The sequence below is a fragment of the Anaerocolumna chitinilytica genome (assembly GCF_014218355.1).
In the GTDB taxonomy this organism is placed as follows: Bacteria; Bacillota; Clostridia; order Lachnospirales; family Lachnospiraceae; genus Anaerocolumna; species Anaerocolumna chitinilytica.
Genome location: NZ_AP023368.1, coordinates 3,868,875 through 3,895,329, shown reverse-complemented (window position 1 = coordinate 3,895,329; position 26,455 = coordinate 3,868,875). Strand labels below are relative to the sequence as shown.

Below are 26,455 nucleotides of genomic sequence, written 5' to 3'. Positions count from 1 at the left end.
ACATAATTATTTCGATAGTTTAGATACTGAATTCTCTTCTTTCATAGAAACGATAGGTAAATACTGCGAATGCAGCACTTAGGAGAAGAGAGAGTAATACAATTAGAAGATTTAATCCATCTTTATCCAAAATTCTTCCGTAATCAAAGTATTTAAAGGGAGATAGGATATTAAATACATTCAGTTTACTGGTGAAGTCAGTTAATCTGGCTATAAAGTAGGCAGCAAGCAGTATACTGGTAACAATTCCGGATGAAGCTTTTGGCTTTTTAAGCAAAGAAGCAAATAAGGTGCCAAGGGTAAAGAAAATGAGTTGAACAAGGAATTGACTGACCATAAATAGTAATATTGTCATATGAATATCCTTTCCACCTTTAAAATTGTCTACTGCGAGGATGGAAGATATTAATGTCACTAAATTAACGATAATCAGATTTGTAATTGCAGCAGCATATTTAGCTGTCAGTATGGCCCTTCTGGAGATTGGTTTAGCCATAAGGAATTCTGTGGTTTTATCTCTTTCTTCTTTGGATATGATACCACAGCCTAGAAGTGCCGCATGAATAGCTACGGTAAGGCAGATATAAACGAATAACAGGGCGTAGAAGCCATCAATTGCAGTTACATTAAAGTCTGAAAAACCTAACAATGCCTTGACAGAATGAGGCATTTGGTTAAATACCTCATTGTTATTACCGGAAGTATAGGCGCTGAATTTGCCCATTCCGCTGATTACAAGCAGAAAAATACAGATGCTCCATATCAATAGAGCTTTACTATTTGCTTTTAGCTCGCGAAAGAAAACATTCATAATTACCTCTTTTCTGAATATAAAAGTAAGATTATATTCTTTTCAATAGTTAATATTCATTACTTACGTTACTGCTTGTTAGCTGACAGCGTGAATGTCTTTTTTATTATATATGATATAGCTTACAGCTATTGATAAAACAGATACAGTCAATCCAGTTAGAAGATAAGATATTTCATATCTTCCGTGAGTAATGATATAAATGATGTCAAAATACTTAAATGGTGAAAAATAACGTACAATATCTGCATCATCTCCGGTGGCAAGCAATGAACCAATCATATAAAGACCAAATACAACGCCTAAAGACAGCGGCAGTACATTTTTTAATGTTTTAAAAAATACTGAGATTACCAAACCCAGAGAAAAGAATATTATCTGGATAAATAACAGAATAACATTTACCATTAGAAATAATTTGAAATCCAGGCTCTCAGTTTTTACTGCATTCGCGAGGAGAAAGGATGCAAGAAAAAACACCACATTTGTGAACACTAACGAGGTAAAGGAAGCTAAAAGCTTGTAGGTTGTTATGGACGTTCTTGATATAGGTTTTACGAGGAGAAAGTCCGCAGTTCTCTCTCTGGATTCCTTTGACAGCATGGATAACCCAAGATTCATAGCCTGAATGGAACCTCCTAATAGGATAAAAGCAAAAATCATGGAGTAAAATCCAAGAAGAGTTGAGATGTAGTCAAGCTGTATACCGAGCATATCTCTGACGGCCTGGGGGTAACCGCTGAGAAGATTTTTAAAATCTGTAGCATCTTTTGCAATACTTGGATACAGGGATAAATAAAGGGCCGCCAGTGCAAACAGGGAACAAGTCCATATGATGGTGTTCTTTCGCAGGCTTTTTAATTCAAAGCGATAGATATTCATAGCACTTAATCCTCCTTTGCGTAGTAATGTAAAAAGATTTCTTCCAAGTCCGGCTCGGTAATAGAGATATTTCGCAAGTCAATTTCTGATACTTTCTTCAGAATTTCATTAATATTCCCCTTGAATATAAAGTCTGCATTTCCCTGCTCCAGCTTTAGAGCACTGATTCCGGGTACATTAAAAACAGCATCTGAAATTTTTGCTTTGGATTCTAAGTGTATTTTCTTGTAACTGTTTTCTGAAAGGGTGCTCATTTTCTCCAGTTTTATAATTCTGCCTTCTTTTATAAATGCAACACGAGTACACATTCTTTGAACTTCACTCAGAATATGGGAGGAGAAGAATACGGTAGCTCCTTTTTTATTTTCATTTTCAATTAATTCAAAGAATTTTTGCTGCATCAGAGGGTCAAGGCCGCTGGTGGGCTCATCCAGTATTATGAGTTTGGGCTCATGAAGAAGTCCTTGTACGATACCTACTTTTTTCTTATTACCAAAGGAAAGGTCCTCTATTTTTTTCTTTAAGTCCAGATCCATAACTTCAGCAAGCTCTTTAATTCGAGTTGTACAATCTTTTCCATAAAAGCTGGCTGAATATTTCAAGAGGTCAATAACCTTCATATTATCATAATAAAACACTTCAGAGGGCAGATAACCAAGTTCTTTTCTAACACTGGGGTCTTCGATGCAGTTCTTGCCAAAAATTGTGGCAGTACCTCCAGTAGGATGAATAAGACCAAGAAGTGTACGGATGGTTGTGGATTTTCCGGCACCGTTAGGCCCGATAAAACCAAAGACTTCACCCTGTTCTACTGATAGGGTAACATCTGTAATTCCTCTGGAACTTCCATAGCTTTTAGTCAGATTTTTAATTTCAATAACGTTCATAATAGTTCCTCCCACATTTCATTTTAATTTATATAACAGTCGGATAGAAGTTGCTGTCACTGACTTGCATCTATCTGTACAAGGCAGCAGACTGACCGTTTACGGAGTTTTATATAAGTTTTCTTTTAATAAGTCTAAGCATTTGTAGAATTCTTTACACATCGTATCAAGATCAAATTCTCCCTTGAGATTTAAATCGTTGCTGAAACCCTCAGCCATCCATACCAACATTTTCATAACCAGATTCACATCAATATTCTCTTTGAATTTGGATGTGTCAAGATCGTCTAAAGCAAGATGGTTTCTGAATTCTTCCCCTTCTGCCAGCATAACCTCAATATCCTTTCTGACTTCCTCATCTGTTTCAAAGTAAATGCTAGTCAGGAAAGCAAGAATAGCCGTATGTTTTTTCATAGCAGCTATTTTAATATCGGAAGCTAAAGTAATGCGCTCAAAAAAGTCAGTTATGTTACGATTAAAATTTTCATTAATTTCATTTGTGATAATACTGTAGCATAACCGTATTAAGTACAAATATAATTCTTTTTTTGTGCCGAAATAATGAAAAACCATCGCTTTAGAGATACCGGCTTTTGTGGCAATATCGCTAATGGAAGCTTTTTTGTAGCCATTAGTGGCAAAAATTTTAAGTGCGGCGTCTATGATAGTGTTTTGTTTTTCATCTGGCAGATTTTCGAACTTTTCCAAAAGTTCACCTCCTGTTAACAGCATAAACCGAATCGGTCGATGTTATTATAACTCCATCGACCGATTCGGTCAATAGAAATATAAAATATATTTAACTTGACAAACTGAAAAAACCTTCCTATAATGTATACAATTTAATAAGTCTTAAAAGCTATGATAAGAAGAAGTAATAATCGGTAATCCAAACAGAAAGCAGCCGGTAGATGAGAGGCGCATGGCAGTCTGATTATGAATACATCTTTGAGCCGCGCACCGAACAATATAAGTAGGCTGCGACGTAACCTGCACACGTTATAGTGCTAGAGTATAACCCACTTAAAGTGGAGTACTTGAAGAGGTAAGCAATGTGAATTGTTTATAAAGAAATGGTGGTAACACGGAGTATATGCTCTCGTCCTTTCGTAAGAAGGATGAGAGCTTTTTTAATTTTGTAAATCAAATTGCTTTGGCTAAGAAGTTACTTAATATAACAAAGCTAAAGTATTATGGGATTTATGATTTTAAATATTACTTATCCTCTAACGTGTAATTAAAGGATGCTTAAATAAACTCTTGAACCATACAAGCTTATCTCAAAATCATTCACGAGATCTCAAAAGATATGGGACTTAACAGACATGGACTCCATGACGGTATGGAGTCAACAGGCGTGGAAACTAGGATGAGACGAAGCGCAGCCAGACGTGGAATCGGGATGAGACGAAGCGCAGCCAGACGAGAAATCCAGGATGAGACGAAGCGCAGTCAGACGTAGAACCCAGGATGAGACGAAGCGCAGCCAGACGAGGAATCCAGGATGAGATAGAGCTCAGTTAGGCGTGGAATACTGGATGACACAATCTCAGCAGACGTAGACTCCAAGAAGAGACAGAGCTCAGCAGATGCTTGATTTCAAGAATGGATGGAGTTCAAGTGATACATGGCCAATGTAAAACATGAGGTCTAGTGGAAGATAGGAAACTTAAAAAATGAGAAAGGACTGAAAGTAATGAAATCCGTAGAAGAGCAGATGAAGATAATTGCTAAGGGGGCAAAGGAAATCGTTGGAGAGGAGGAATTAAGAAACAAGCTTGCAAGAGCGGTTACAGAAGAAAGAGGGCTTATTATCAAGTTAGGACTTGATCCAAGTGCGCCGGATATTCATTTAGGGCACAGTGTTGTGTTGCGTAAAATCAGGCAAATGCAGGAACTAGGTCATAGAGCAGTTATTGTTATTGGTGATTTTACAGGGAAAATTGGAGATCCAACCGGTAAATCAAAAGGAAGAGTTGCCCTTAGTGATGAGCAGGTAAAAGAGAATGCAAAAACCTATACCGATCAGATTTTTGAAATTGTAGATAAGGAGAAGACGGAGGTCGTATTTAACAGCAGCTGGCTTAAGAAGTTGGATTTTGAAGAGGTTATACGATTAGCGGCTTCCGTAACCGTAGCAAGAATTCTGGAAAGAGATGATTTTTCCGAAAGATACAAGAACAATGTACCCATTGGTTTACATGAATTCTTTTATCCTCTTATGCAGGCTTATGATTCAGTTGCTCTGAAAGCAGATATCGAGATTGGAGGAACAGATCAAACATTTAATATTCTCATGGGAAGAAGTCTTCAGAAATGGATGGGGCTGGAACCTCAGGCAGCAGTATTTATGCCAATCTTAGAGGGATTAGATGGAGTGGAGAAGATGAGTAAGAGCCTTGGTAATTATATTGGTATTCATGAACCAGCCAGTATAATGTTTAAAAAGGTAATGGAAGTCCAGGATTCTCTCATTATCAGATACTACGAACTTGTAACCGATGAACATCCAGATAAGGTGATAGAAATAAAAAAAGAACTGGAGAAAGGGAAGAATCCCCGAGATGTCAAATATGAGTTAGCCAGAATTATTACAAGCTTATACCACAAAGAAGAAGTTGAGGAAGCCGAGAAATACTACCGGGAGGCTTTTATAAACAAAGGGATACCAGAGGATATACCGGAGCTTATAATAGATCTGGAGAAGGATAATCTCGCAGGGATTATCCCAAGATTAACGGAGGAAAAATATATTAGCAGCGGAAGTGACTTTAGGAGACTGCTTGCACAGGGCGGGATATCTCTTAACGGGGAAGTGCTTACTCAAGGAGATTTGGACCAGGTCTTAATATGCGGTGATGTATTAAAAATTGGAAAAAAGAAGTTTGCCAGAATCATTAAGTAGCTATGAGAAACTTCTATCTAAAGTGGTTAGATAATACCATGAGTTTATTTATAATAAGGTTCAGTTATTGAAACAAGACATAGTTATGAAACAGGACCATAATTATGAAGCAGGGCTATAATCCTAAAATAGAACCATAATAAAAGAGAAGCTATCTGTATCTTTTAAATTGATATACCAGATAGCTTCTCTTTATATAGTTTTATAGTCAGTGTTACAATACTGCAGTATTACATTCCTGTCTCCAAGCTGGTCTTTGAGGTAACAGGAAGGGTATGGTAGCTGTCCTTTACATCCATTGCATGAAGCTGTTGTTTATCCATATTTTTCACAGCGGTTGCCAGCATAAGCTTAATTCTGTTTAATTGGTTTACTTCACTGGCACCGGGATCATAATCTACAGCCACAATGTTAGAGTCAGGATATCTTAAGCGAAGTTCCTTGATAACACCTTTGCCTACAATATGATTAGGCAGGCAGGCAAAAGGTTGGGTACACACAATGTTGCTTACGCCGGAGTGTATTAATTCAACCATTTCACCGGTTAAGAACCATCCCTCGCCAGTCTGATTACCCACGGATACTATAGGTGATGCATAGTCAGCAAGGGTCTTAATGGGAACCGGTGGGGTAAATCGTTTACTCTTTTCAAAGGCAACTTTTGCTTCCTTTCTGCAGAGCTCCAACGCTTGAATTAAGACATTGCTTATTCTTGCTGAGGATTTTTTAAAGCCTAAATATTCAGCTTTAAAACTAGCGTTGTGGAAGGAATACATAAAGAAGTCCAATAAATCAGGAACCACTGCTTCAGCTCCTTCAGCCTCCAGGAGTTCGACTAGATAATTATTGGCGGCAGGAAGGAATTTTACCAGAATCTCACCAACAATACCGACTCTTGGTTTCTTGATATCTTTTAAAGGCAGATTGTCAAAATCCTCAATTATTCCTCTGATATTCTTCTTGAATTCTCCCCACTTGGCATTTGTAACTGAAGCCTTGCACTTCTCATTCCATTTCTGGTGGAGGGCATTTGCAGAGCCGGAAACCTCTTCATAAGGTCTTGTTCGGTAGAGGACTCTCATGAACACATCTCCGTATACCAAGGCCTGAATAGCACTCATAATCAGCTTAGGTGTGTACTTCATACCGGGATTCTTTTCGATTCCGGTAGCACTTAAGGAGATAACCGGAATCTGGCTCATACCGGCTTTTTCAAGGGCTCTTCGGATAAAGTTAATATAGTTTGTGGCACGGCAGCCGCCGCCTGTTTGAGTAATCATAACAGCAACTTTATTTAGATTATATTTTCCTGAAAGCAGAGCATCCATAATCTGTCCGACTACCATTAGGGATGGGTAGCAGGCATCGTTATTCACATATTTTAAGCCTACGTCTACGGCTGAACGGTTATCATTGGGCAGAATCTCCACATTATAACCTCCGGACTTTAAGGCACTCTGCAGGATGTCAAAGTGAATAGGAGACATTTGAGGGCAGAGCAGGGTGTAATCCTTACGCATTTCCTCCGTAAATACAACTCTGTTGTGTGCATCGGATACAATGGGAACTTCACAGGAAGTCTTCTTTCTATCCCTGTCTCTGACAGCAGAAAGGAGAGAGCGGATACGTATCCTAGCAGCACCTAAATTATTTACTTCATCTATCTTCAAAACGGTATAAACCTTACCGGATTTGGTTAGAATATCATTAACCATATCTGTGGTTACAGCATCCAGACCGCAGCCAAAAGAATTCAACTGAATTAGTTCAAGATTCGGCATGGTTTTGGTATAAGATGCAGCAGCATAGAGTCTGGAGTGGTACATCCATTGATCAACTGCTACAAGTGGTCTGTCAACTTTACCTAAATGGGAAATGGAATCTTCAGTTAATACAGCCACACCATAAGAATTAATCAGCTCAGGGATACCATGATTGATTTCGGGATCGATATGGTAAGGCCGGCCGGCTAGGACTATACCTTTTCTACCGGTTTCAACCAGATAGGCAAGGGTCTCTTCACCTTTCCTCTTGATGTCTTCCCTTTTCGCTTCAAGTTCAGCCCAAGCTTTGTGAGCAGCAGCTTTTACTTCCTTAGAGGAAGCATCATTTATGCCTTTCATAACTGCAACCAGACGAGTGGTCAGAATTTCTTCATTTTCAAAGGACATAAATGGATTTTCATAACGTATATTACCGCTTCTAAGCTCTTCCACATTGTTTTTGATGTTTTCACTGTAGGAAGCTACTATGGGGCAATTGTAATGGTTATTGGCACCTGGTACTTCACAGCGTTCATAAGGCACGCTTGGATAGAATATAAAGTCAATACCCTGTTTGATAAGCCACATGATATGCCCATGGGCAAGCTTTGCAGGATAGCATTCGGATTCACTTGGAATGGATTCAATACCCATCTCGTATATTTTTCTGGTGGATTCGGGTGAAAGTATAACCCGGTAGCCAAGTTCTGTAAAGAAGGTATACCAGAAAGGGTAGTTTTCATACATATTAAGTACTCTCGGAATTCCTATGGTACCTCTTTTTGCTTTGTCTTCTGACAGAGGTTCATAGGAGAAGAGGGCTTTTAATTTGTAATCAAATAGGTTAGGTACATTTTCAGCATTTTTAACTTTGCCAAGGCCTTTTTCACAGCGATTACCGCTGATAAATTGTCTTCCCCCATTAAAACGGTTGATAGTAAGGCGGCAGTTGTTGGTACATTGTTTACATCTTCCCATGGAGGATTCTATGGTTAACCCATTGATATCTTCAAGGGACAGGAGAGTAGTTTCTTCGCCCTGATAATGCTCTCTGGCAATCAGAGCTGCTCCGAAGGCACCCATTATACCTGAGATATCCGGTCTAACTGCTTCACAGCCGGTAAGTAGTTCAAAGCTTCTTAAAACAGCTTCGTTATAAAAAGTACCGCCCTGAACAACGACATGTTCGCCCAGGTCCTTTGGATCTGTTATTTTTATAACCTTAAAAATTGCATTCTTAATAACGGAGTATGCTAACCCGGAAGAGATATCTGCAACCTGTGCACCTTCCTTTTGGGCCTGCTTAACCTTGGAATTCATAAATACCGTACATCTGGAGCCTAAGTCCACAGGATTCTTAGCAAAAAGAGCTACATTCGCAAAATCAGCAACTTCATAATTTAAAGACTTCGCAAAGGTTTCGATAAAGGAACCGCAGCCGGAGGAGCAAGCTTCATTTAACTGTACACTGTCAACGGTTTGATTTTTAATCTTAATGCACTTCATATCCTGACCGCCGATATCCAGGATACAATCTACTTTTGGTTCAAAAAAGGCAGCTGCATAGTAATGGGCAACGGTTTCAACTTCTCCTTCATCCAGCATGAGAGCTGATTTTAAGAGAGCTTCACCATAACCGGTAGAGCAGGAGCGAACAATCTTAGCATCCTCTGGCAGCAGAGAATAGATTTCTTTTACTGACTTTATTGCAGTCTTTAAAGGGCTCCCGTTGTTATTACTGTAGAAAGAATATAGAAGTTCGCCATTTTCGCCGACAAGGGCAATCTTTGTTGTGGTAGACCCTGCATCAATGCCCAGATAACAATTGCCGCTATAAGTTTTCAGGTCACCTTTTTTAACAGCTTGTCTTGAATGGCGTTCCTTAAAAGTATCATATTCATTTTGATCTTTGAAGAGGGGAGTCATGCGGTTTACTTCAAAATCCATGGTGATTCCCTCTGCTAATTTTTGAATAACATCATCTACAGCGATTATGGTATCATATTTGCTGTTCATAGCAGCACCTATGGCAGCAAATAAATGAGAGTGTTCAGGAGCTATAATACTTTCATCTGTAAGGTTAAGGGTACGGATAAAGGCATTTTTCAATTCCGTCAGGAAATGAAGAGGTCCACCAAGAAAGGCAACATTTCCTCGAATCGGTTTACCACAGGCAAGACCGCTGATTGTCTGATTTACAACTGCCTGAAAAATAGAAGCAGATAAATCGGGCTTTGTAGCACCTTCATTAATTAAGGGTTGAATATCTGACTTTGCGAACACACCGCATCTGGCAGCTATGGGATAGATTGCCTTATACTCTTTCGCATATTCGTTGAGCCCGGATGCATCGGTATTAAGCAGGGTGGCCATCTGGTCAATAAAAGAGCCGGTACCCCCGGCACAGATTCCGTTCATCCTTTGCTCGATTCCGCCTGTAAAATATATAATTTTAGCATCTTCGCCGCCAAGCTCGATAGCTACGTCTGTTTTAGGAGCATAATCCTGCAGGGAAGTAGATACAGCGACAACCTCCTGCACGAATGGAATACCAAGATGTTTTGAAATGGTAAGACCACCGGAACCGGTTATTACTGGTGCTATTTTTATATTACCTAATTGCTCCTTTGCGTTTCCGAGCAGCTTCGCCAGTGTTTCCTGAATATTTGCGAAATGTCTTTCATACTCAGAGTAAAGGATTTTATTTTCTGTATTTAATACCGCAATTTTAACGGTAGTAGAGCCAATATCGATTCCCAAAGTGTATGGTTTTTTATAATCGCTCAAACGGTTTACCTCCTTACAAGAATTGTAACACTATAATATATGAGAGGAATAATAAATGATTACAACTCATACTTTTGTATGCATATTTTAACCTGTAACCCGCAGTACGCCCAACGCGGGGGAATATTGCCAGCGGAAATTAATTATTTTACTTCCATATTATAGCGTAATTCCGATAACCTATATTATACGACACAAAAATGGGAAGTTCAACACCGGAATTTAACTGTTACCTTATATTTGGAAATATATAGAACGATGAACATGGTATAAAGGAATATTTGGAACAATGACAGCTCCTTGATAATATAATATAGGGAAACGAAACATAAGCACACTCTAACCTGCTGTTAATATACAGACAATCAGGTATAGAAGGTGGAAGGATGGTAAATGAACTTTCAGGAATATCGATGCAGGAATTATGTAATCGGAAACGGGGATACCCTCTATAGCATCAGTAGGGAATACAATGTTCCGCTGCCCTTGATTTTAAGACTGAATCCCTTTGTGGATATATATAATCTTCAGGTTGGAGATGAAATCTGTATTCCGGTTATTGAAGGAGCAAGTCAGGATCAGGTAAGCGAGTATGTGGTAGCAGAAGGAGACTCTGTACAGACGGTTCTGGATAAGTACGCCATTGATATGGAGGATTTGATTCGGAATAACAGTCTGAGTGCTATGATGCTTCTCCCGGGGATTAAGCTTAACATTCCAAATAACAATGATTAAGCGGTCGGTTTATCTGTAATAAGGCGGGCTGCTTCGAAACGTTTATACAGAAGGAAGAGCAGCCCCACAATTTTCCGAAAATTTTCACGATTTTTTTAAAGATTTTTATTTGACATTAAATATGATAAAACATATAATGTAGTGGACACCAAATGACGATAAAAAAAGATGCCAATGGTATCAATTATGAAGAAAGGACGTATACACCGTATGGAAGCGGGACCCAGTTGTGAGTATCGACGATTAAAACAAAATAACGCACTGTACGGGGCAGTTTAGGTCTGAAACTTCTTCTGCTTTGCCGTGCAGTAGAAGGAGTGAATCATGATAGAGATTTTAAAGACATTTGAGGACGGAACACATTATCTTGATGCTATTGAGGCAGGATGCTGGGTGGTTATGACAGACCCCTCGGCTACAGAATTACTTGAAATATCTGAACGCTGCCACATTGATATTGACCATTTAAGAGCTCCTTTGGATGAAGAGGAACGCTCAAGAATTGAAGTAGAGGATGATTATACCCTGATTTTAGTGGACATCCCTACGATGGAAGAAAGAAATGATAAGGACAGGTATGTTACGATACCACTTGCTATAATTGTGGCAAAAGACCTGATTGTTACAGTCTGCCTGGAAGAGACCAAGGTTTTAAAAGGTTTTATGGATGGCAGAGTAAGAGATTTCTACACATATAAGAAGACAAGATTTATCTTGCAGATTCTTTATAAAAATGCCACGGTATTCTTACAGTACTTACGTATTATTGACAGAAGAAGTGAACAGATAGAACATAAATTACACATATCAACAAAGAACAGTGAACTGATTGACCTTTTGGAGCTGGAAAAGAGCCTTGTATACTTTACCACATCACTAAGGGCCAATGAAGTGGTACTGGAGAAGATGTTGAAGATTGATAGTATTAAACAATATCCAGAGGATACAGAACTCCTTGAGGATGTTATTATCGAAAATAAACAGGCCATTGAGATGGCTAATATATACAGCGGAATCTTAAGCGGAACAATGGATGCTTTTGCCTCTGTTATATCAAATAATTTAAATATTGTTATGAAGTTTTTAGCTACCGTTACTATTGTTATGTCTATTCCTACCATGATAGCAAGCTTTTTCGGCATGAATGTGGGAGGAATTCCTTTTGCAAATACTGGTTACGGATTTGTTGTAATAATTCTTATTACTTTACTTGTAAGTTCAGTTATTGCTATGGTATTTCGTAAGAAAGATTTGTTTTAGGATAAAATAAAGGGATGTGAATGAATGAGTTTCTTGAATAAACTGGAACGAAAGTTCGGCAGATATGCAATCCACAATTTAATGCTTTATGTATCAATCCTTTATGCAACTGGTTTTATTATTAATCAGATAAATCCTCAGTTTTACGATGAGTATTTAATGCTTGATATTGGGAAACTGTTGGAGGGACAGGTATGGAGAATTATTACCTTTCTAATTCAGCCGCAGTTTAGCAATCTCTTATTTGCCGCTATCGGTATCTACTTTTATTATATGATTGGCTCGGCTTTAGAGAATGCATGGGGAGCTTTTCGCTTTAACCTGTATTATCTGAGTGGCTTACTGCTGAATGTATTAGCAATGCTGGTATTCTACTTGGTTAAGGGTTACAGCCAGCCTCTTGGTATGGAGTATATTAATTATGCTATGTTCTTAGCTTTTGCCACTTTGTATCCGAATACCCAGATTCTCTTTTTCTTTATCATACCTATAAAGATTAAATATCTGGCTTATCTGGATGCCGTTTTTATCATGATACAGTTAGTACAGGCTATTCTTTCTGGACAGTATTTTCTGGCCATCGCCATTGTATTAGCTCTTGGTAATTTTCTGCTGTATTTCTTCTCCAGCAGAAATTATAGAAGGTTCTCACCTGGTGAGGTTAAGCGTAAAAGGCAGTTTAAGAGCCAGGTAAGAAGTGGTGAAAAAGGCAATAATGTTGTGGATTTTAATGGAAGAAGGCAGATAACCCGTCATAAGTGTGCTGTCTGCGGAAGAACTGAACTGGACGATGAGAACCTGGAGTTCAGGTTCTGCTCCAAGTGTGATGGAAACTATGAATATTGCATGGATCATTTATTTACGCATGAACATGTAAAAAAACCCTAAAAAATATTTCGTAATTTGAGCGTCAAAAAGTCAATTTTTCACAATGGGACGGCAATTTACACAAAGCAGAAAGACTCACACGCTGGTTCCAAGGCGCATCCGTTCTTTCTGCTTTGTGCAAATTGCCTGTAAGCATATTGAAACAGAGATTTTGATGTTCATTCATTTTATACTTTAAAAAGAAGAACAGGCAGATATGAGGTGGTGACAAACATATCTGTCTGTTTTCATAGTAAGATTGTAGATAACATGAGCAAAATCTCAGAGTGGGATTGCTCTTAAAATTTGAACTGCCAAAGGGCAGAAAATGGAGGATTTTATGGCTTTATTACATGTTGATTTTTTTTCAGGTGTATTAGGTATGAGTATGCAGATGGATGTAATTCTACCCCAGCAGACAAACGGGCAGATTGGTATGGAGGAAAAAGGGGTACAAGGCAAGATTCCTACTCTTTATCTTCTTCACGGAATGAGTGATGACCATACTATCTGGCAGAGAAGAACTTCAATAGAACGTTATGTCAGCGACTTAGGGATAGCTGTTGTTATGCCTACCACCCATCTTGGCTGGTATACAGATATGGCCTGGGGCAACCGTTACTGGACTTTTATATCAAAGGAGCTGCCGGAAATCTGCCGGTCTTTTTTTGCGAATCTGTCTGATAGAAGAGAAGATACATATGCAGCGGGATTGTCCATGGGTGGTTATGGTGCGTTAAAACTTGGACTTTCTGCTTCAGAGACTTTTGGTATGGCGGCCTCTCTTTCCGGCGCAATGGATGTCAGAGAAATTGGAAAATCTCTAGATGATGAAGATGGCAAACATTATTGGCAGAGTATCTTTGGTCCTGCTGATATGGTGGTTAACAGCAGTAATGATTTATTTGCAGAGGCTGTCAGATTAAAAGAATCCGGTAAACCACTTCCGAAGCTTTATATGTGGTGCGGTACGGAAGATTTCCTATATGAGCAGAATGTAGACATGAAAGAGCACCTTACAAAGCTAGGATACGACCTGACCTATGAAGAATCACCGGGAGATCATCAGTGGAAGTACTGGGATGAGAAGATTCAAAGTGTTTTAGATTGGATTATGAAAAACAGAAATAGCGGACTTTAGGAGGAACTATTGTTATGAATAAGCATTTAAGGGCGGTATGTGCTGACATAGAAAAGGGAAAAGAACTTGAGAAGAACCTGCCGGTCTTTATAAACCAACTGATTAACTTATACAGTCAGTATGCAGAGATTAAGTTTACGATACATTACTATACATTTTATGAGTATTTTACAGAGACCTTTCCCAGTGGATTTGAAGAAGAGGAACTTCTGATGGAATTCAATAGGCTGTTAAAGGAGTATTTTCTGGATGGTGAAGCCGGAAGAAAGACGGAAGAAGGAATCGCTAAATTAAATACTCTTCGTAATAACTGCATTAAAAAGATGCAAGTCCTTACTGCATATACAGATGTTTTCCAGGTGTATGAATATGTATTGAACCGTATTGAATACCGTTTTAAAGAAGAGATGGAAGAACTTTCGGAGGAGGTATTCATACAAAAAGCACTTGCCTATATCTTCGATACACAGGATAATGTGGTGGTAAATAGTAAAATCAAAGAAGTACTTGGTCAGCTTCCAATCAGAATGACGAAACAGAAATATTTTGAACTGTTAAAGAGCAGCCTCTCTCTTTATAAAGATGGGGATATGAGTTCTCTGGAAAGCTTTTTGTATATGATAAGAACCTGCTCTATGTTATATGATACGGAAGAAATGAAGAGTTACCCTTATTTATTAAACCTTAGAGAGGAATTTAGTAAAGAGAATTATAAAGATATATCCCAGGATCGTTATGAGGAACTTACAAAACTTTTAGAGGTTTCCTCTGTTTATATAAATACAAGAGTGGACTTTTATTTTGGTTTGCAGGAATGCATAAACAATATGTATGTAATGCTCTTATCCTCACCTTATATCTATATGGAAGGCGGATATAAGCTGGAGAATCTGAAAGGAGAAATGAAATACCTGATTCTCCCTCAGGATATGGATAAGTTAAGAGAAATTATCAGCGAGATAAATACAGGTTTTCTTAAGGGAGAACTTCTGCCCCTTGATAAAAAAGTTGAAGAGAAGATGTCCTACACGGAAGGAAAGCAGGAAATTCTAATCGAAGAGGTAAGCAAGATGGAAGCGTACCTTCCTGAAATCAAAGGCCGTTATAGGGATTTAATAGACAGCCTTATGTTAGGTTCGGTATTTAACAGTGTGTTGTTATCGGAAAAGCTCCTCTCCAGCAGTTTATTTGTTGATCTTGATAAACTGGAATCAAAAGATATGGTAGGAGAAGATGACATCATAAAAGCACAGGAGGAAGTACTTAGCGAACTTGCCGGCTTATTTTCACAAAATGAAAGAGCTGTCACACGTGCTGTTATGGCAAATACTCTAAGTAAGTTACCGGTTTTCTTTAAAAATCAATCAGAAATAAAAGATTTTATTGAAAGCAGTTTGGACCAGTGCCAGGATAAAGCGGAAAAAACCGCCTGTATTCGTATTGTACAGTCTTTTTTTGAGAATTAGTCTGTATTTTTCTATTCTATGTGTGGTATAATGTACACGTTAGGCGAATTATTCCAATAAAAGCCAATCAGGAATATCAAATCCAGGATTTCATATTCACGAAAGGGGTCATTATGATAAAGTGGGCAGACAAGCTTTATTTGGGAGATAGCATAAAGGGCAGAAAAACAAAGGTTATGAGAGCTGTTGAAGCTAATAAATTAGCCTTTTCTGTCTTTTGCATCACTTATGCCGTTAATCCGGGTAATCTGTTGGATATTATAAATGCCAATGAGCTTAGTTTCTCCTATTATCAAAAACAAGAAATTTATGTTATCGGTCTGGCAGGCTCGAAAAGTGAAGCTTTGGAGTTGGTTCGTAAAATGATAGAAGATATGTATAGAGAAACAGAAGGCTTTTTGGTTAGGGAATATTTTTAAATGTAAAGTGTTTATGAGTTTTTTCACAGGAGGATCCGGGAATATATGATCCATATTGTCTTACTGGTTTTAAAAATAATAGGGATAATTCTTGCTTCTGTCTTGGGATTACTGATAGCACTCTTATTAATAGTATTGTTTGCACCCATTCGGTACAAGTTGAAGGCAGAATATGAAGAGGCTTTTGAAGCTTCGGCAAAAATTACCTGGCTTTTACGGATAATAAGTTTTACAGCTGAATATGGTAATGATAGTGTAGCAGCTTCCGAATCGGAGACGTCTTACGAAGAAACAGACGGAAGTACAAATTTCCGAATGAGATTAAAGATTTTTGGAAGAATAATATTTGATAGTTCAAAAGTAAAAGAAGATTCAGAAGAAAAAAAAGGATTGTTTGCAGGAAGAGGTAAGAAACGCAGAAAATCCAAGGAACAAGCCCAAGAGAACAAAGTATCAGTATTAACGGCAGAACCTGCCAGCGTAGACAGTAAGAAGGTTCAGGTTGAAGAAAAGTCTGTAACAAATGAAAGAACAGAGACAGCCAGAATTGCGAAATCTGAGGCAGAAGCAGTGCCGGGCCTAGAAGAAGGAAGTAATAGTACAACTATAGAACAGCAGGTAAAAACTGAGATTCAAGTGAAAAGTGAAGTAATTGGAGAACTTGACATTTCGAAAGCTACTGAAAGTTCAACAAAGGCTGAAGAACCTATAGAAAAGAAAAAAGGGCTCTTTCATTTTATTCGTAAGGCTGGAGATTCCATCAGAAATTTCTGGGGTAAAATGAAGGCTTTTGTTTCTAACTTAAAAGAAAAAATAGAAGGTTTGACCTCTAATGTATCTAAACTTTACAGTAAATATCAGTTGATTCGATTGTTCTTCCAGGATGATAAGAATAAACTTGGATTTCAATATGGTTTTCGCAGTATAAAAGGAATATTAAGGCATGTAAGACCAAAAAAAGTGCAGGCTTATATTGAGTTTGGTACCGGAGACCCTTGTTCAACCGGACAGATTCTTGGTGTGGCGGCAGCCTTTATGGGATTATACAAAAATTCGGTTCAGATAATCCCGGATTTTGAAGAAGAAGTAATAAAGGGTAATTTTTATTGCAGAGGAAGAATTCAGACATTCATTTTTCTTATAATAGGAGTTAAATTAATACTTAACCGGGATATTAAGAATCTGATTAAAAACTTTCAAACATTGAAGGAGGAGTTCTAATGGCGGATAATAATTTTAATAACACTGTAGAGTCATTATTTAAGGGTATGGACAGTTTTATTACTACGAAAACAGTAGTTGGCGATGCTGTAAAGTTTGAAGATGGTACGGTCATTCTGCCTTTGGTTGATGTAAGCTTTGGCGTAGCCGCAGGTGCGTTTGCAAAGGACAATACGATAAATAATGCCGGCGGAGGTATGGGAGGTAAGATAACTCCCAGTGCAGTACTGGTGATTCAAAATGGATCTGCCCGCCTGGTAAATGTAAAGAACCAGGACAGTGTAACTAAGATTCTGGATATGGTACCGGATGTCATAAATAAGTTCAAAAAAGATAAGGATAAGACAGAGAAGCCGGAAGATGTGTCTGATAAGGTGGAGGAAGCCTTAAAGAGACAATCAAGTCACGTAGAGTAAATGAATAACAATAGACAGCCTGAGAGGCAGTTGTCCCGATTTATGGGGCAGCTGCTTTTTTTTACTCACATAATCCTTGTCAAAATACATATTTAATACTTTACTCTGTTTGATATATAGTCAATTTTAATATGATACATCAAACTAAGCCCATAATATGGCTAAAAATAAGGTAAAATGCTGAATAAATACTAATATAAACATTTAAATATATATAAAATTAATAAAAACAGATTGACATATCAAACGTCATATGATATATATGGTATAGCGGAGGAGTTGGGATGGTTAAGGATGCTCCCAATCAAATATGTTTCAAAAATATTTTTAAGGAGGGTAATTTATGATACGGAAAAGAAAAAGACGGATAACTGCAATCTTACTTATGGTATCAATGCTTTTTTCCTTGATTGATCCAAGTATGGCAGCCGGTGCAGCAGAGGAAGGGATTGTACAGCTTTTAAATGTAAATGAGGGTTCAGACGGAAACACAGCGACATTAGCCACTGCACCGGACGGACAAACAGCGTGGAGTTTAAACACCGGTACATCAAAAGCCGGAGGGCCTTGGGATAATCTCTTCACGCCCAGTGTGGCACCCAAAAAAGATTTATCATCCTATAAAGATGGTTATTTTGTTTTCGAGATGTATATTCCTAATGAAAATTTTAAAAAAATGACAGGGAATAACTGGTTGGTAATTGTGAGTGACAGCAACCCCTCCGGTGATAAATTCAATACAGATTCACGTCTCCAGCTTGATTTAAGCGGAGTCACGAATGCAGCAGTAGGTACATGGGCAACGGTCTATGTGAAACTGTCCTCTGCCAGTACTGTAGCTGGTAATTTTAATGATGCCTGGCTTGATCAGGTGACCAGACTTGCAATGCACCTGCAATGGGATACCTCAGTTCCGCCGACTGGTGTTTTTATTAAAAATCCGCGTTTACAGAAAAGTATTCTAGGTACTCCAGCTTCACCGTCAGTGGTTCCTTCATTTGATATAGCGACGAAAACAGCGACAGCGAATGCTCCGGCTACCGGACAAAGTGTGGAATTTGCAATAAGCGAAGATGGAACTGTTCCTGCTTCTGGCTGGGCTGAAGGAATTATTAAAGGTGGCAGTTATAGCTATACGTTTGACCAGTTGCCTTTGTCAGATACCTTTTATGTCTTTACCCGGGCGACGGCAAGTCTAGACTATCCATTTACAGGTGCGTCTTCGAGAATTACTGTTACAACAATTGGTGATCAGGCACTGGTTGATGCAGCATCGGAGTCTTTGACATGGGATACAATAAAAGGTGCCAATACTTCTAAGGATGATGTAAAATCACAGCTTTCTCTTCTGACAGCTATAGGTACAACAAATGTATCATGGTCTTCGAACAACCAGGCAGCCATAAACAATTCAGGAACTGTAGACCGTTTATTTGACAGGGAAAATGAAAAACAAGTAACCCTTACGGCAACAGTTACCAAGGGCAGTGCAAGTGCGACAAAAGATATTATTGTGATGGTGAAAGCTGCTCCGGCAGCTGAAGACGCCTGTACAGCGGAATATTTCCCGAATTCAAATGAGGGAACAGTCACAGCCGCACCAGACGGAAACATCGCATTGAAGCTGGGTGCGGGAAGAATAGGTGCTGGCGCTGAACGCATTTGGGACACCCGCTTTATCAGCAGCAGCGGCAATCAGGATTTGATTTCTTACGCTAATCAATATTTTGTCTTCGATATGTATGTTACACATGCTGATCTATTAAATTTGAGCGGCAACAATTGGCTTGCAATGGCTGTAGGCGGTAACAACATTGACACCAATTCCCGGCTTAACCTTAATGTCAGTGACATCAGAAATGCAAAAGCCAACGAATGGATAACTGTTTATGCCCAGTTATCAACATCAAATTCTTCGAATAACTTCAATCCTGCTAATTTGGATACGACAGAGGCAGGAAGACTGCAAATGCAGTGGGCTTCCAATCCACAGGGGGATATTTATATAAAGAACCCTCGTTTTCAGAGCAGTAATGTTTCGGTCAGACCTGTTCCTGCTATTGCTTCCACCAACGGAACAGGCATTATTGTTTCGGCAGCAGCTCCCTCTAATGGTCAGGCTGTGGAATTTGCAGTAAACACCACCGGCAGTGCACCTGCAGAAAGTGATTGGGTAACGGGTGCATTGAAGGAAGGGATTTATACCGCGTTATTGACAAAAACCGGCACAGACGAATATTACATATTTGCGCGTGCCGCAAAAAATGTACAATACCCTTTTGTGGGAACTCATACAAGAGTGAAAGTAGTGTATCTTAACGACAGTCAATCGGTAGCGGATGCAGCGGCTAAACTGACCTGGGACTCGATCAGAGGTATGAATACCTTGCAGACCGAGGTGAGAACGGATTTGAATCTGCCGACAGCAGGTGCGAACGATACTGTTATCAAGTGGTCAGTTGCGGCAGAGGCAGAGGGCATTATAAGTCCTGCTACAGGCAAGGTAACTCGTGACCCGGCTGAGGATAAAGATGTGACCCTTACGGCGACTATATCAAAAGGTACTGCAGCACCTGTTAAGGTTAACTTCAACCTGACTATAGCCGCAAAGACGAATGAACAAGCGGCTGTTTTCATTGATTTCAACGATCCTGCCACCTATGAGAAAACTGAAAAAATTGGAAGCGGATTCGGTGACGGTGGAGACCCGTTGGGTCCATACCCGGGACTTCAGGGCAATGGAATAGGGATTAGCCTCGTTGGTGACAGCAATACCCAAGTGACCGAAAACACACCGGCGCAAGGCGGCGGAGTAAAAGGCATGAAGATTGGAAACTATATGTATGTAATTGTAGATGACTCTAATCTCAAGCGGACAAACAAGGTCGAATTGGAAGTTACATATTGGAGACCAAGTGCAACAAACGGCATTTCCTTGCAATACAATACTATATATGCGGGTAATATTTCCGGATTGGAAGCCTATAGATCAGCCAGCATTCCTGCGACGGGAAGCGGCAGCAACTGGGTAACGTCGAAAACTACGCTTAGCGGTGCCAATTTTGCAATAGGGGCGCAAAACCAAGGTGCTCATATTCGTTTTAGCACCGCTGATGCGATTATCCGCAGTATACGTATAACAGAAATCTCTCCGACGAATGAAGAAGCGGTACAGCTTGCTTCGGACTCGCTGACGTGGGATGCTATTAAGGGAACAAACGCCAAGCAAAATCTGGTTGAGACGGATTTGACCCTTGCTAAAACCGGTTGGTATAGAACGAATATCAACTGGACCTCCACTGATGATACGGTAATAGACAGTGATACCGGTAAGGTAACCCGCAAAGAACTTAATGCGAATGTAACTCTAAAGGCTATAATTAGCAAAGGCTCAGTACAACCTGCGGAGAAAACATTCAATATCGTTGTCCGCGGAACCGGAACCGGAACTGACGAGAATGCGGTAGATACTACTCTTAGCAAGCTGACATGGGACTCCATAAAAGGTGTAAATGCTTCTGAAGCCAATGGTGGCATGAGTAACGTAACGACAAACCTAGTTCTTCCTTCCGTGGGTGAAAACATGACGGATATTTCCTGGGACACCAGTGATGCCACTCTCGTGACAGCTACAGGCATTATACCCACAAGTCGTCCGGACAATGGTGGTGTTGTAAAACTTACAGCGACAGTTAAAAGAGGCCCGTTGGCCAATCCGGTAGTCAAGACAAAAACATTTACGCTGACTATTCCGGACAGATACGATTATGCCAAGCATATAAGAAAAGCAATCGATTATAAGAATTCCAAGGATGGGGCAATATCTGATTTTAACGTACTTGCTTTCGGTGCAAAAACCGAAGCTATGGCAGAAGCTGAAGGGCTAAGTGACTTCTGTAATAGGGAAGCTTTCCAGGCTGCAATTGACGCAGCATATTCCGACGGTGGCGGAGTGGTATATATCCCGGCAGGAACATATGCGTTCCGTACTGAAATTGCAAGTACAATAAGTGTTCAAAATGCCAATGGGAATAAGACTTATGAGTATAAGCAAGTTTTGAATTTGAGAGCCGGAGTACAGCTTCGCGGAGAATGGGATAACCCGGATGCAGCAGACTATGACGGTAAAATCGACGGAACTATTCTTGCAGTTTATGCTGGGAAAAACTCGCCAAATTATGATACTTATGTTGATTCAGATGCAAGGGAAGCTCAAACCGGCGGTAAAAAAGTTGCCAATGTATCGGATAGATTTATCGCCATGGAGCAGGGTACTGGCGTAACGAATCTTTCTGTATGGTATCCTGAGCAGGATATTACAGCGAAAACCCGTGTTGAAAAAAGAGGTGAGGACGGGCAGAAGACCGGAGAATATGAGATAATCAACGGAATACCATATCCGTGGACCTTCTTCCAGAGAGAGGGAAACAGTGCAACCCTTGATAATGTCACTCTTGTAAATGCCTGGGGCGGGTTCATTTCACTTCCCAGCGAGATGCACTATGTATTAAACAGTAATATGACGGCTTTGTATAAAGGTATTGTGGTACATACCTGCACGGATATCGGACGCATTGAGAACGTCAATATAAACCCGAAATACTGGGCTGATTCAGGTCTGCCTGGCGCACCAAAACCCGCAGATGCAAAAGCATATACAAGATTAAATGCCGTAGGGTTTATGATGCACCGCTCTGACTGGGAATATGTGTCGGGTTTACATGTTTCAGGTTATAAGATGGGCATGTGGATAGGCAGAGAACCCGGTGGTGACGAAGCTCCAAATGCACAATTCTATGGGCTAAAGACAGAGGACTGCGGAACAGGTATATATGTTGATAATGTTAACAATTTTGGTCTGCTCTTCTCGAATTCCCAATTTGCAGGTGACAAAGCAGTAGAAGTCGGCGAACGCTTTAATGCATCCATTCAGTTCAATGGAGTCCAATTTGCAGGTCCGATCGTAAGCAATGCCAGGGGAGGAGTTATTTCCTTTGAGGATTGTACCTTTGATAAAGGCGGCAGCAGCTACGCGTTGAATTTCCTTAACAAAGGAACTGCGCTAGTCACTCAGAGCAATTTTATACAGCAAAACAAACATGTAAAACTTGCAGAGGGCTTCGGAACATTCAAATCTGTAAATTCCGGTTATAATCTGAACATAAACACTGATAACCTTGCCGCTCACCTTGACAGTTTACCTCTTGATATTGATAGAGGCGGAACCAATACTGTGGTGCAGATAGTGAATGACCCGGGATATCTATTTGATCCAATTCCGAAAGATGTAAAAACTGATATTGATTTACACCCGAAAGCAGCTACCGATGTTGTGCTAAGACTTGACTTCCCTCGTTCGCTGACTGGAAATGTACCTACTGCGGATATATCTGCAAGGCTGCAGGACGCACTTAATTATGTAAAGGAAAATTACGGAGGCGGTACGGTATATTTGCCTGGAGGACGATATAGGCTTAATAATCCTGTCATAATCCCTGAAGGGGTTGAACTTAGAGGTACTTGGGATGTGCAGCACCATACCCAGGGTGGCGGTACCGCAATCTTCACCTCTTACACCGGCGGTTCCCAGGGAAAAGACGGCGCGTCTCTTATACAGCTTAATGCAAACGCAGGAATCAGAGGACTTAGCATCGCGCAGCTGAACCTAAATGTTTCTTCTACCCCTACGGAAATCCCGTTCTTGGTGCAAGGACAAGGTACAGGCGTGTATGTTATCAATTTGACGATCCCGATTGGAGACAAAGGAATAGATCTTGCTTCTTATAAAACCGATCGCCATTATGTGGATTATTTGGGCGGTACACTCTTGCGAGCCGGTATTTGGGTAGGGGGCGGTGCTGTGGGCGGTTTTATAAGAAATATGCAATTTAATCCGCATTATGCATTAAGACGTCCTGCCGGACAGGGTTATCCGGAACCTAGCGGTGATTTGTATGCATATGTGCAGGGCAATTGTAGTGCTCTTAAATTTGCTGACGTGGAAGATGAGACGATCTTCAACAATTTCGTCTATGGTTCTGTATATGGAATACATTTCTTAAAGAGGGATCTGGGTAATGGCCAATATGCATATCCTGGAAAAATAACGATGATAGGTCACGGTTCTGACGGCTGCACATATGCCTTATATGTTGAGGACGCAGATGAGAAAACCAAAATTATGGCTATTAACTCTGAATTAGTTAATACAAACATCTCTACACAGCCTGATAGAGCTTATGTAAGAATGGGTGATGCAGCAGGTACTGCTAAAATAGACGCCAATTCTGAGCTGGTATTATATAATAGTGCATTCTGGGGAAGTCCTACTACAGCTGGGGCATTGGTAAACAAAGGTATTGTCCGTTTCCAGCAGGCAAACTTTACTCAGTTGCCAGGCAATAACCCGGGCATAGATGTTTATGGTGGTAAAGCATATGTATTCTCTTCTTACTTCCAACCGACTAAGAACGGACAGAACAACAATGTATACGCAATGCTGCGTGACGAAGGTACATCAATAGAACTAAGCAACAATTATTACTCCTCCAGCCTCATGACCAAAGCACCGGATAGCAATCCATACGGAATTTACGGAGCAGATTTGATGGCGGCACCCTTTGTGTTCAACTTTAACAAAACTGATGTAGGTTATAAGCTTGAATTCAAATATAATGTGGTAGGGAAAAAATCCGCACCGGGAAAAATGACGATATCATCACCTTCGAAATATGCAGGGATTTTCTCTCCAATAGCCTTTGATGCCCTTGCGACAGGACAATCCGTAACTGTAGATTTACCGAAATATGTTGCGGGTCTGATAACTTTCGAAATCCGCCTTGATAACGGAATGGCGTACACTTATACTACAAAAATAGATGAGGCATATGCAGAAAAGGTAAGCTCAAACGATGGTAATAATCCGGCTAAGAACTCATCAACTCCGGCATTTGTGATGGATACAAAGGACTATGTGACAATGGGAACAGTAGATGGTCCGCAGGATCTTAGTGCAGAAGCTCGCTATGCCTGGGATGATCAGAATTTATACGCATATATAACGGTTAGTGATGATGTTCATAATAATAGCCAGACAGGCGGAGATATATGGAAAGAAGATTGTCTGCAGTTTGGAGTTGATCTGACTAATCCGGCAACCAACAGCAATACCCGTAATGAGCTGGGATTCGCCCTTAATAACGCAGGAAAGACTGTAGTATATGCTTGGGCACGTCCTACAGGCAATAGCGCACCAACTGCTCCGATAACGGACATCAAGGCAAAGATCACCAGGGATGAAAAGGCTAAAACAACTACCTACGACTTAACAATACCGTTTAATACCGTTATGAAGGAACCTTCGGCAGCGATTGGAAAAGGAAGAATCGGCGTATCGATTATGCTTAATGAGTCTGACAGTCCAGCTGAATCCGATGGCGGGAGATCTACCTTTGAGGTTGAAAGCGGACAATTAAAGAATTCAACTTTATTCACAAACTTGTATTTGATGAAGAAAGGTGAATATAGCGAGATAATTGAAACTGCTGCCCGGGCAGCTGTTAAGAAAGCTCTTGAGACAAAAACGTCTGCAGATATCGCCGTAGCACGCAATTATGTTTCTATAATGACTGAAGGCCAAGCCAAGAATGAACTGGCTGCATTGTTAGGGCCTGTAGATTCTACACCACCAACTACGCCGCCGACTACACCAACAACTACGCCAATACCTGCACCTATTCCAGTGATTACATATAATGAGGATTTGTCAACTGTATCCACAGAAGTAACAGCAACAGGTGAAACAGCTCGGGTGGATGCTGCTACAATCGCTGCATTATGTAGTAATGCAGTTCAGAAAAAGGCTAAAGTAATAGAGCTTAATGTGAATGCTCCTGATGGTGTGAAGGAAGTTAAGGTTGAATTCAATCGTGATGCTTTCAAACAGTTAGCGAGCTCTTCGAAGGCAGGTGTAAAGATTGATGCCAAAATTGCTTCGGTAGCTTTTGATGATAAAGCGGTGGATTCCATTAGCAGCGCTGCTACCTCGGGAGATATTATAGTAGCTGTAAAAGAAGTAGATAAGTCAACACTGACAGCAGCAGCTCGAAGCAAGATTGGTAATCACCCGGTATATAATTTTACTGTTACAGCGGGCAATAAGATAATATCAGCTTTTGGCAGCGGCAAAGCAGAATGCAGAATACCGTATACCTTAAAGTCAGGAGAGAATAAGAATTCTATTGTTGTATATTACATCGATAATTCCGGAAAACTCATCACAGTAAATGGGAAATACGATGAGGCAACCGGAACTGTGAAGTTTACAGTAAAGCATTTCTCCAACTATGCAATTGCATATAATAAAGTGAATATCAATGATATCGATAGTAATAACAGCTATTACAATGCAGCCGAATACTTATCTGCAAGAGGTGTAATGAATGTAACAAACGGTAAGTTCTCGCCAGGGAAGAAATTAAGCAAGGCAGATTTTGTCATGGTAGTGATGAAGGCTTACGGAATTATACCGGATACTAAGATAACCAATAACTTTAGCGATGCAGGCAATAAGTATTACTCTTCTTATCTTGCAACAGCCAGGAGGTTAGGATTTATTAAAGGTTCCAGCAATAATACCTTCCAGCCGGAAGCAGTGATTACAAAGAAGGAAATGTTGGTTATTATCAACCGTGTGCTCAAATATCAAGGAGAAGCTGCAATTGGAAATCCTGAGATATTGTCTGCACATGGAAAGAAGCTGAATGACAAATCAAGTATAACCAGAGGGGATGCTGCGAAGCTGCTCTATGGGTTATTAACAAAATAGTATAATGGAATAGTTCATGTTATAGTAATAGTAAAGGAACTGTTGCAAAACTAACTAGACACTAGTGG

At 39.9% G+C, this 26,455-nt stretch carries 16 protein-coding genes and 1 other annotated feature; of the genes, 11 read left to right on the top strand and 5 right to left on the bottom strand.

The window, feature by feature from the left end:
• Positions 1-19: 19 nt before the first annotated feature.
• From bsdcttw_RS16915 to bsdcttw_RS16900, 4 genes are all read right to left on the bottom strand, one after another.
• Positions 20-811: an ABC transporter permease subunit gene (locus bsdcttw_RS16915; RefSeq protein WP_185256012.1), complete on the bottom strand. Its 792-nt coding sequence runs from the start codon at positions 809-811 to the stop codon at positions 20-22.
• Positions 812-889: 78 nt separating this feature from the next.
• Positions 890-1,693: an ABC transporter permease subunit gene (locus tag bsdcttw_RS16910; protein WP_185256011.1), complete on the bottom strand. Its 804-nt coding sequence runs from the start codon at positions 1,691-1,693 to the stop codon at positions 890-892.
• 5 nt (positions 1,694-1,698) lie between these two features.
• Positions 1,699-2,580: an ABC transporter ATP-binding protein gene (locus tag bsdcttw_RS16905; protein WP_185256010.1), complete on the bottom strand. Its 882-nt coding sequence runs from the start codon at positions 2,578-2,580 to the stop codon at positions 1,699-1,701.
• A gap of 99 nt (positions 2,581-2,679) precedes the next feature.
• Positions 2,680-3,288 carry a TetR/AcrR family transcriptional regulator gene (locus bsdcttw_RS16900; protein WP_185256009.1) on the bottom strand — a complete coding sequence of 203 codons (609 nt, stop codon included), beginning with the start codon at positions 3,286-3,288 and terminating at the stop codon, positions 2,680-2,682.
• Between the two features lie 144 nt (positions 3,289-3,432).
• Positions 3,433-3,690 (top strand) — a binding site (T-box leader).
• A gap of 199 nt (positions 3,691-3,889) precedes the next feature.
• On the opposite strand from bsdcttw_RS16900, the gene bsdcttw_RS16895 reads away from it, so the two are divergent.
• Together bsdcttw_RS16895 and tyrS are read left to right on the top strand one after the other, a co-directional pair.
• Complete coding sequence (locus tag bsdcttw_RS16895; RefSeq protein ID WP_185256008.1) at positions 3,890-4,042, top strand: hypothetical protein; 153 nt, start codon at positions 3,890-3,892, stop codon at positions 4,040-4,042.
• A gap of 234 nt (positions 4,043-4,276) precedes the next feature.
• Complete coding sequence (tyrS, locus tag bsdcttw_RS16890; RefSeq protein ID WP_185256007.1) at positions 4,277-5,485, top strand: tyrosine--tRNA ligase; 1,209 nt, start codon at positions 4,277-4,279, stop codon at positions 5,483-5,485.
• Between the two features lie 230 nt (positions 5,486-5,715).
• Here tyrS and bsdcttw_RS16885 read toward each other — a convergent pair whose 3' ends face one another.
• The gene (locus bsdcttw_RS16885) at positions 5,716-10,035 is read right to left on the bottom strand and encodes a 2-hydroxyacyl-CoA dehydratase (RefSeq protein ID WP_185256006.1); all 4,320 of its coding nucleotides are present in this window, start codon (positions 10,033-10,035) and stop codon (positions 5,716-5,718) included.
• 393 nt (positions 10,036-10,428) lie between these two features.
• Here bsdcttw_RS16885 and bsdcttw_RS16880 point away from each other — a divergent pair, with 393 nt between their 5' ends.
• From bsdcttw_RS16880 to bsdcttw_RS16840, 9 genes are all read left to right on the top strand, one after another.
• Entirely contained in the window at positions 10,429-10,770 is a 342-nt protein-coding gene (locus bsdcttw_RS16880; RefSeq protein ID WP_185256005.1) for a lytic transglycosylase, read from the top strand.
• A gap of 324 nt (positions 10,771-11,094) precedes the next feature.
• Positions 11,095-12,030 (top strand): magnesium transporter CorA family protein, encoded by a 936-nt coding sequence (locus bsdcttw_RS16875; RefSeq protein ID WP_185256004.1) that lies wholly within the window; start codon positions 11,095-11,097, stop codon positions 12,028-12,030.
• Between the two features lie 24 nt (positions 12,031-12,054).
• Complete coding sequence (locus bsdcttw_RS16870; RefSeq protein ID WP_185256003.1) at positions 12,055-12,918, top strand: rhomboid family intramembrane serine protease; 864 nt, start codon at positions 12,055-12,057, stop codon at positions 12,916-12,918.
• A 319-nt stretch (positions 12,919-13,237) separates the two neighbouring features.
• The gene (locus tag bsdcttw_RS16865; RefSeq protein WP_185256002.1) at positions 13,238-14,038 is read left to right on the top strand and encodes an alpha/beta hydrolase; all 801 of its coding nucleotides are present in this window, start codon (positions 13,238-13,240) and stop codon (positions 14,036-14,038) included.
• 14 nt (positions 14,039-14,052) lie between these two features.
• Entirely contained in the window at positions 14,053-15,504 is a 1,452-nt protein-coding gene (locus bsdcttw_RS16860; RefSeq protein WP_185256001.1) for a hypothetical protein, read from the top strand.
• A 113-nt stretch (positions 15,505-15,617) separates the two neighbouring features.
• Entirely contained in the window at positions 15,618-15,923 is a 306-nt protein-coding gene (locus tag bsdcttw_RS16855) for a hypothetical protein (protein WP_185256000.1), read from the top strand.
• A gap of 45 nt (positions 15,924-15,968) precedes the next feature.
• Positions 15,969-17,144 (top strand): DUF2953 domain-containing protein, encoded by a 1,176-nt coding sequence (locus tag bsdcttw_RS16850; RefSeq protein ID WP_185255999.1) that lies wholly within the window; start codon positions 15,969-15,971, stop codon positions 17,142-17,144.
• Positions 17,144-17,560 carry a GerW family sporulation protein gene (locus bsdcttw_RS16845; RefSeq protein WP_185255998.1) on the top strand — a complete coding sequence of 139 codons (417 nt, stop codon included), beginning with the start codon at positions 17,144-17,146 and terminating at the stop codon, positions 17,558-17,560. The genes bsdcttw_RS16850 and bsdcttw_RS16845 overlap by 1 nt, the downstream gene beginning before the upstream one ends.
• Before the next feature lie 343 nt (positions 17,561-17,903).
• Positions 17,904-26,387 carry an immunoglobulin-like domain-containing protein gene (locus bsdcttw_RS16840; RefSeq protein ID WP_185255997.1) on the top strand — a complete coding sequence of 2,828 codons (8,484 nt, stop codon included), beginning with the start codon at positions 17,904-17,906 and terminating at the stop codon, positions 26,385-26,387.
• The last annotated feature ends 68 nt before the right edge of the window (positions 26,388-26,455 follow it).

Bases quoted from the DNA above. Each gene is read 5' to 3' on its own strand.
- bsdcttw_RS16870 (WP_185256003.1), top strand. From the start codon at position 12,055: ATGAGTTTCTTGAATAAACTGGAACGAAAGTTCGGCAGATATGCAATC.
- bsdcttw_RS16850 (WP_185255999.1), top strand. From the start codon at position 15,969: ATGATCCATATTGTCTTACTGGTTTTAAAAATAATAGGGATAATTCTT.
- bsdcttw_RS16845 (WP_185255998.1), top strand. From the start codon at position 17,144: ATGGCGGATAATAATTTTAATAACACTGTAGAGTCATTATTTAAGGGT.
- tyrS (WP_185256007.1), top strand. From the start codon at position 4,277: ATGAAATCCGTAGAAGAGCAGATGAAGATAATTGCTAAGGGGGCAAAG.
- bsdcttw_RS16840 (WP_185255997.1), top strand. From the start codon at position 17,904: ATGATACGGAAAAGAAAAAGACGGATAACTGCAATCTTACTTATGGTA.
- bsdcttw_RS16895 (WP_185256008.1), top strand. From the start codon at position 3,890: ATGGGACTTAACAGACATGGACTCCATGACGGTATGGAGTCAACAGGC.
- bsdcttw_RS16905 (WP_185256010.1), bottom strand. From the start codon at position 2,580: ATGAACGTTATTGAAATTAAAAATCTGACTAAAAGCTATGGAAGTTCC.
- bsdcttw_RS16860 (WP_185256001.1), top strand. From the start codon at position 14,053: ATGAATAAGCATTTAAGGGCGGTATGTGCTGACATAGAAAAGGGAAAA.
- bsdcttw_RS16880 (WP_185256005.1), top strand. From the start codon at position 10,429: ATGAACTTTCAGGAATATCGATGCAGGAATTATGTAATCGGAAACGGG.
- bsdcttw_RS16875 (WP_185256004.1), top strand. From the start codon at position 11,095: ATGATAGAGATTTTAAAGACATTTGAGGACGGAACACATTATCTTGAT.
- bsdcttw_RS16910 (WP_185256011.1), bottom strand. From the start codon at position 1,693: ATGAATATCTATCGCTTTGAATTAAAAAGCCTGCGAAAGAACACCATC.
- bsdcttw_RS16865 (WP_185256002.1), top strand. From the start codon at position 13,238: ATGGCTTTATTACATGTTGATTTTTTTTCAGGTGTATTAGGTATGAGT.
- bsdcttw_RS16855 (WP_185256000.1), top strand. From the start codon at position 15,618: ATGATAAAGTGGGCAGACAAGCTTTATTTGGGAGATAGCATAAAGGGC.
- bsdcttw_RS16915 (WP_185256012.1), bottom strand. From the start codon at position 811: ATGAATGTTTTCTTTCGCGAGCTAAAAGCAAATAGTAAAGCTCTATTG.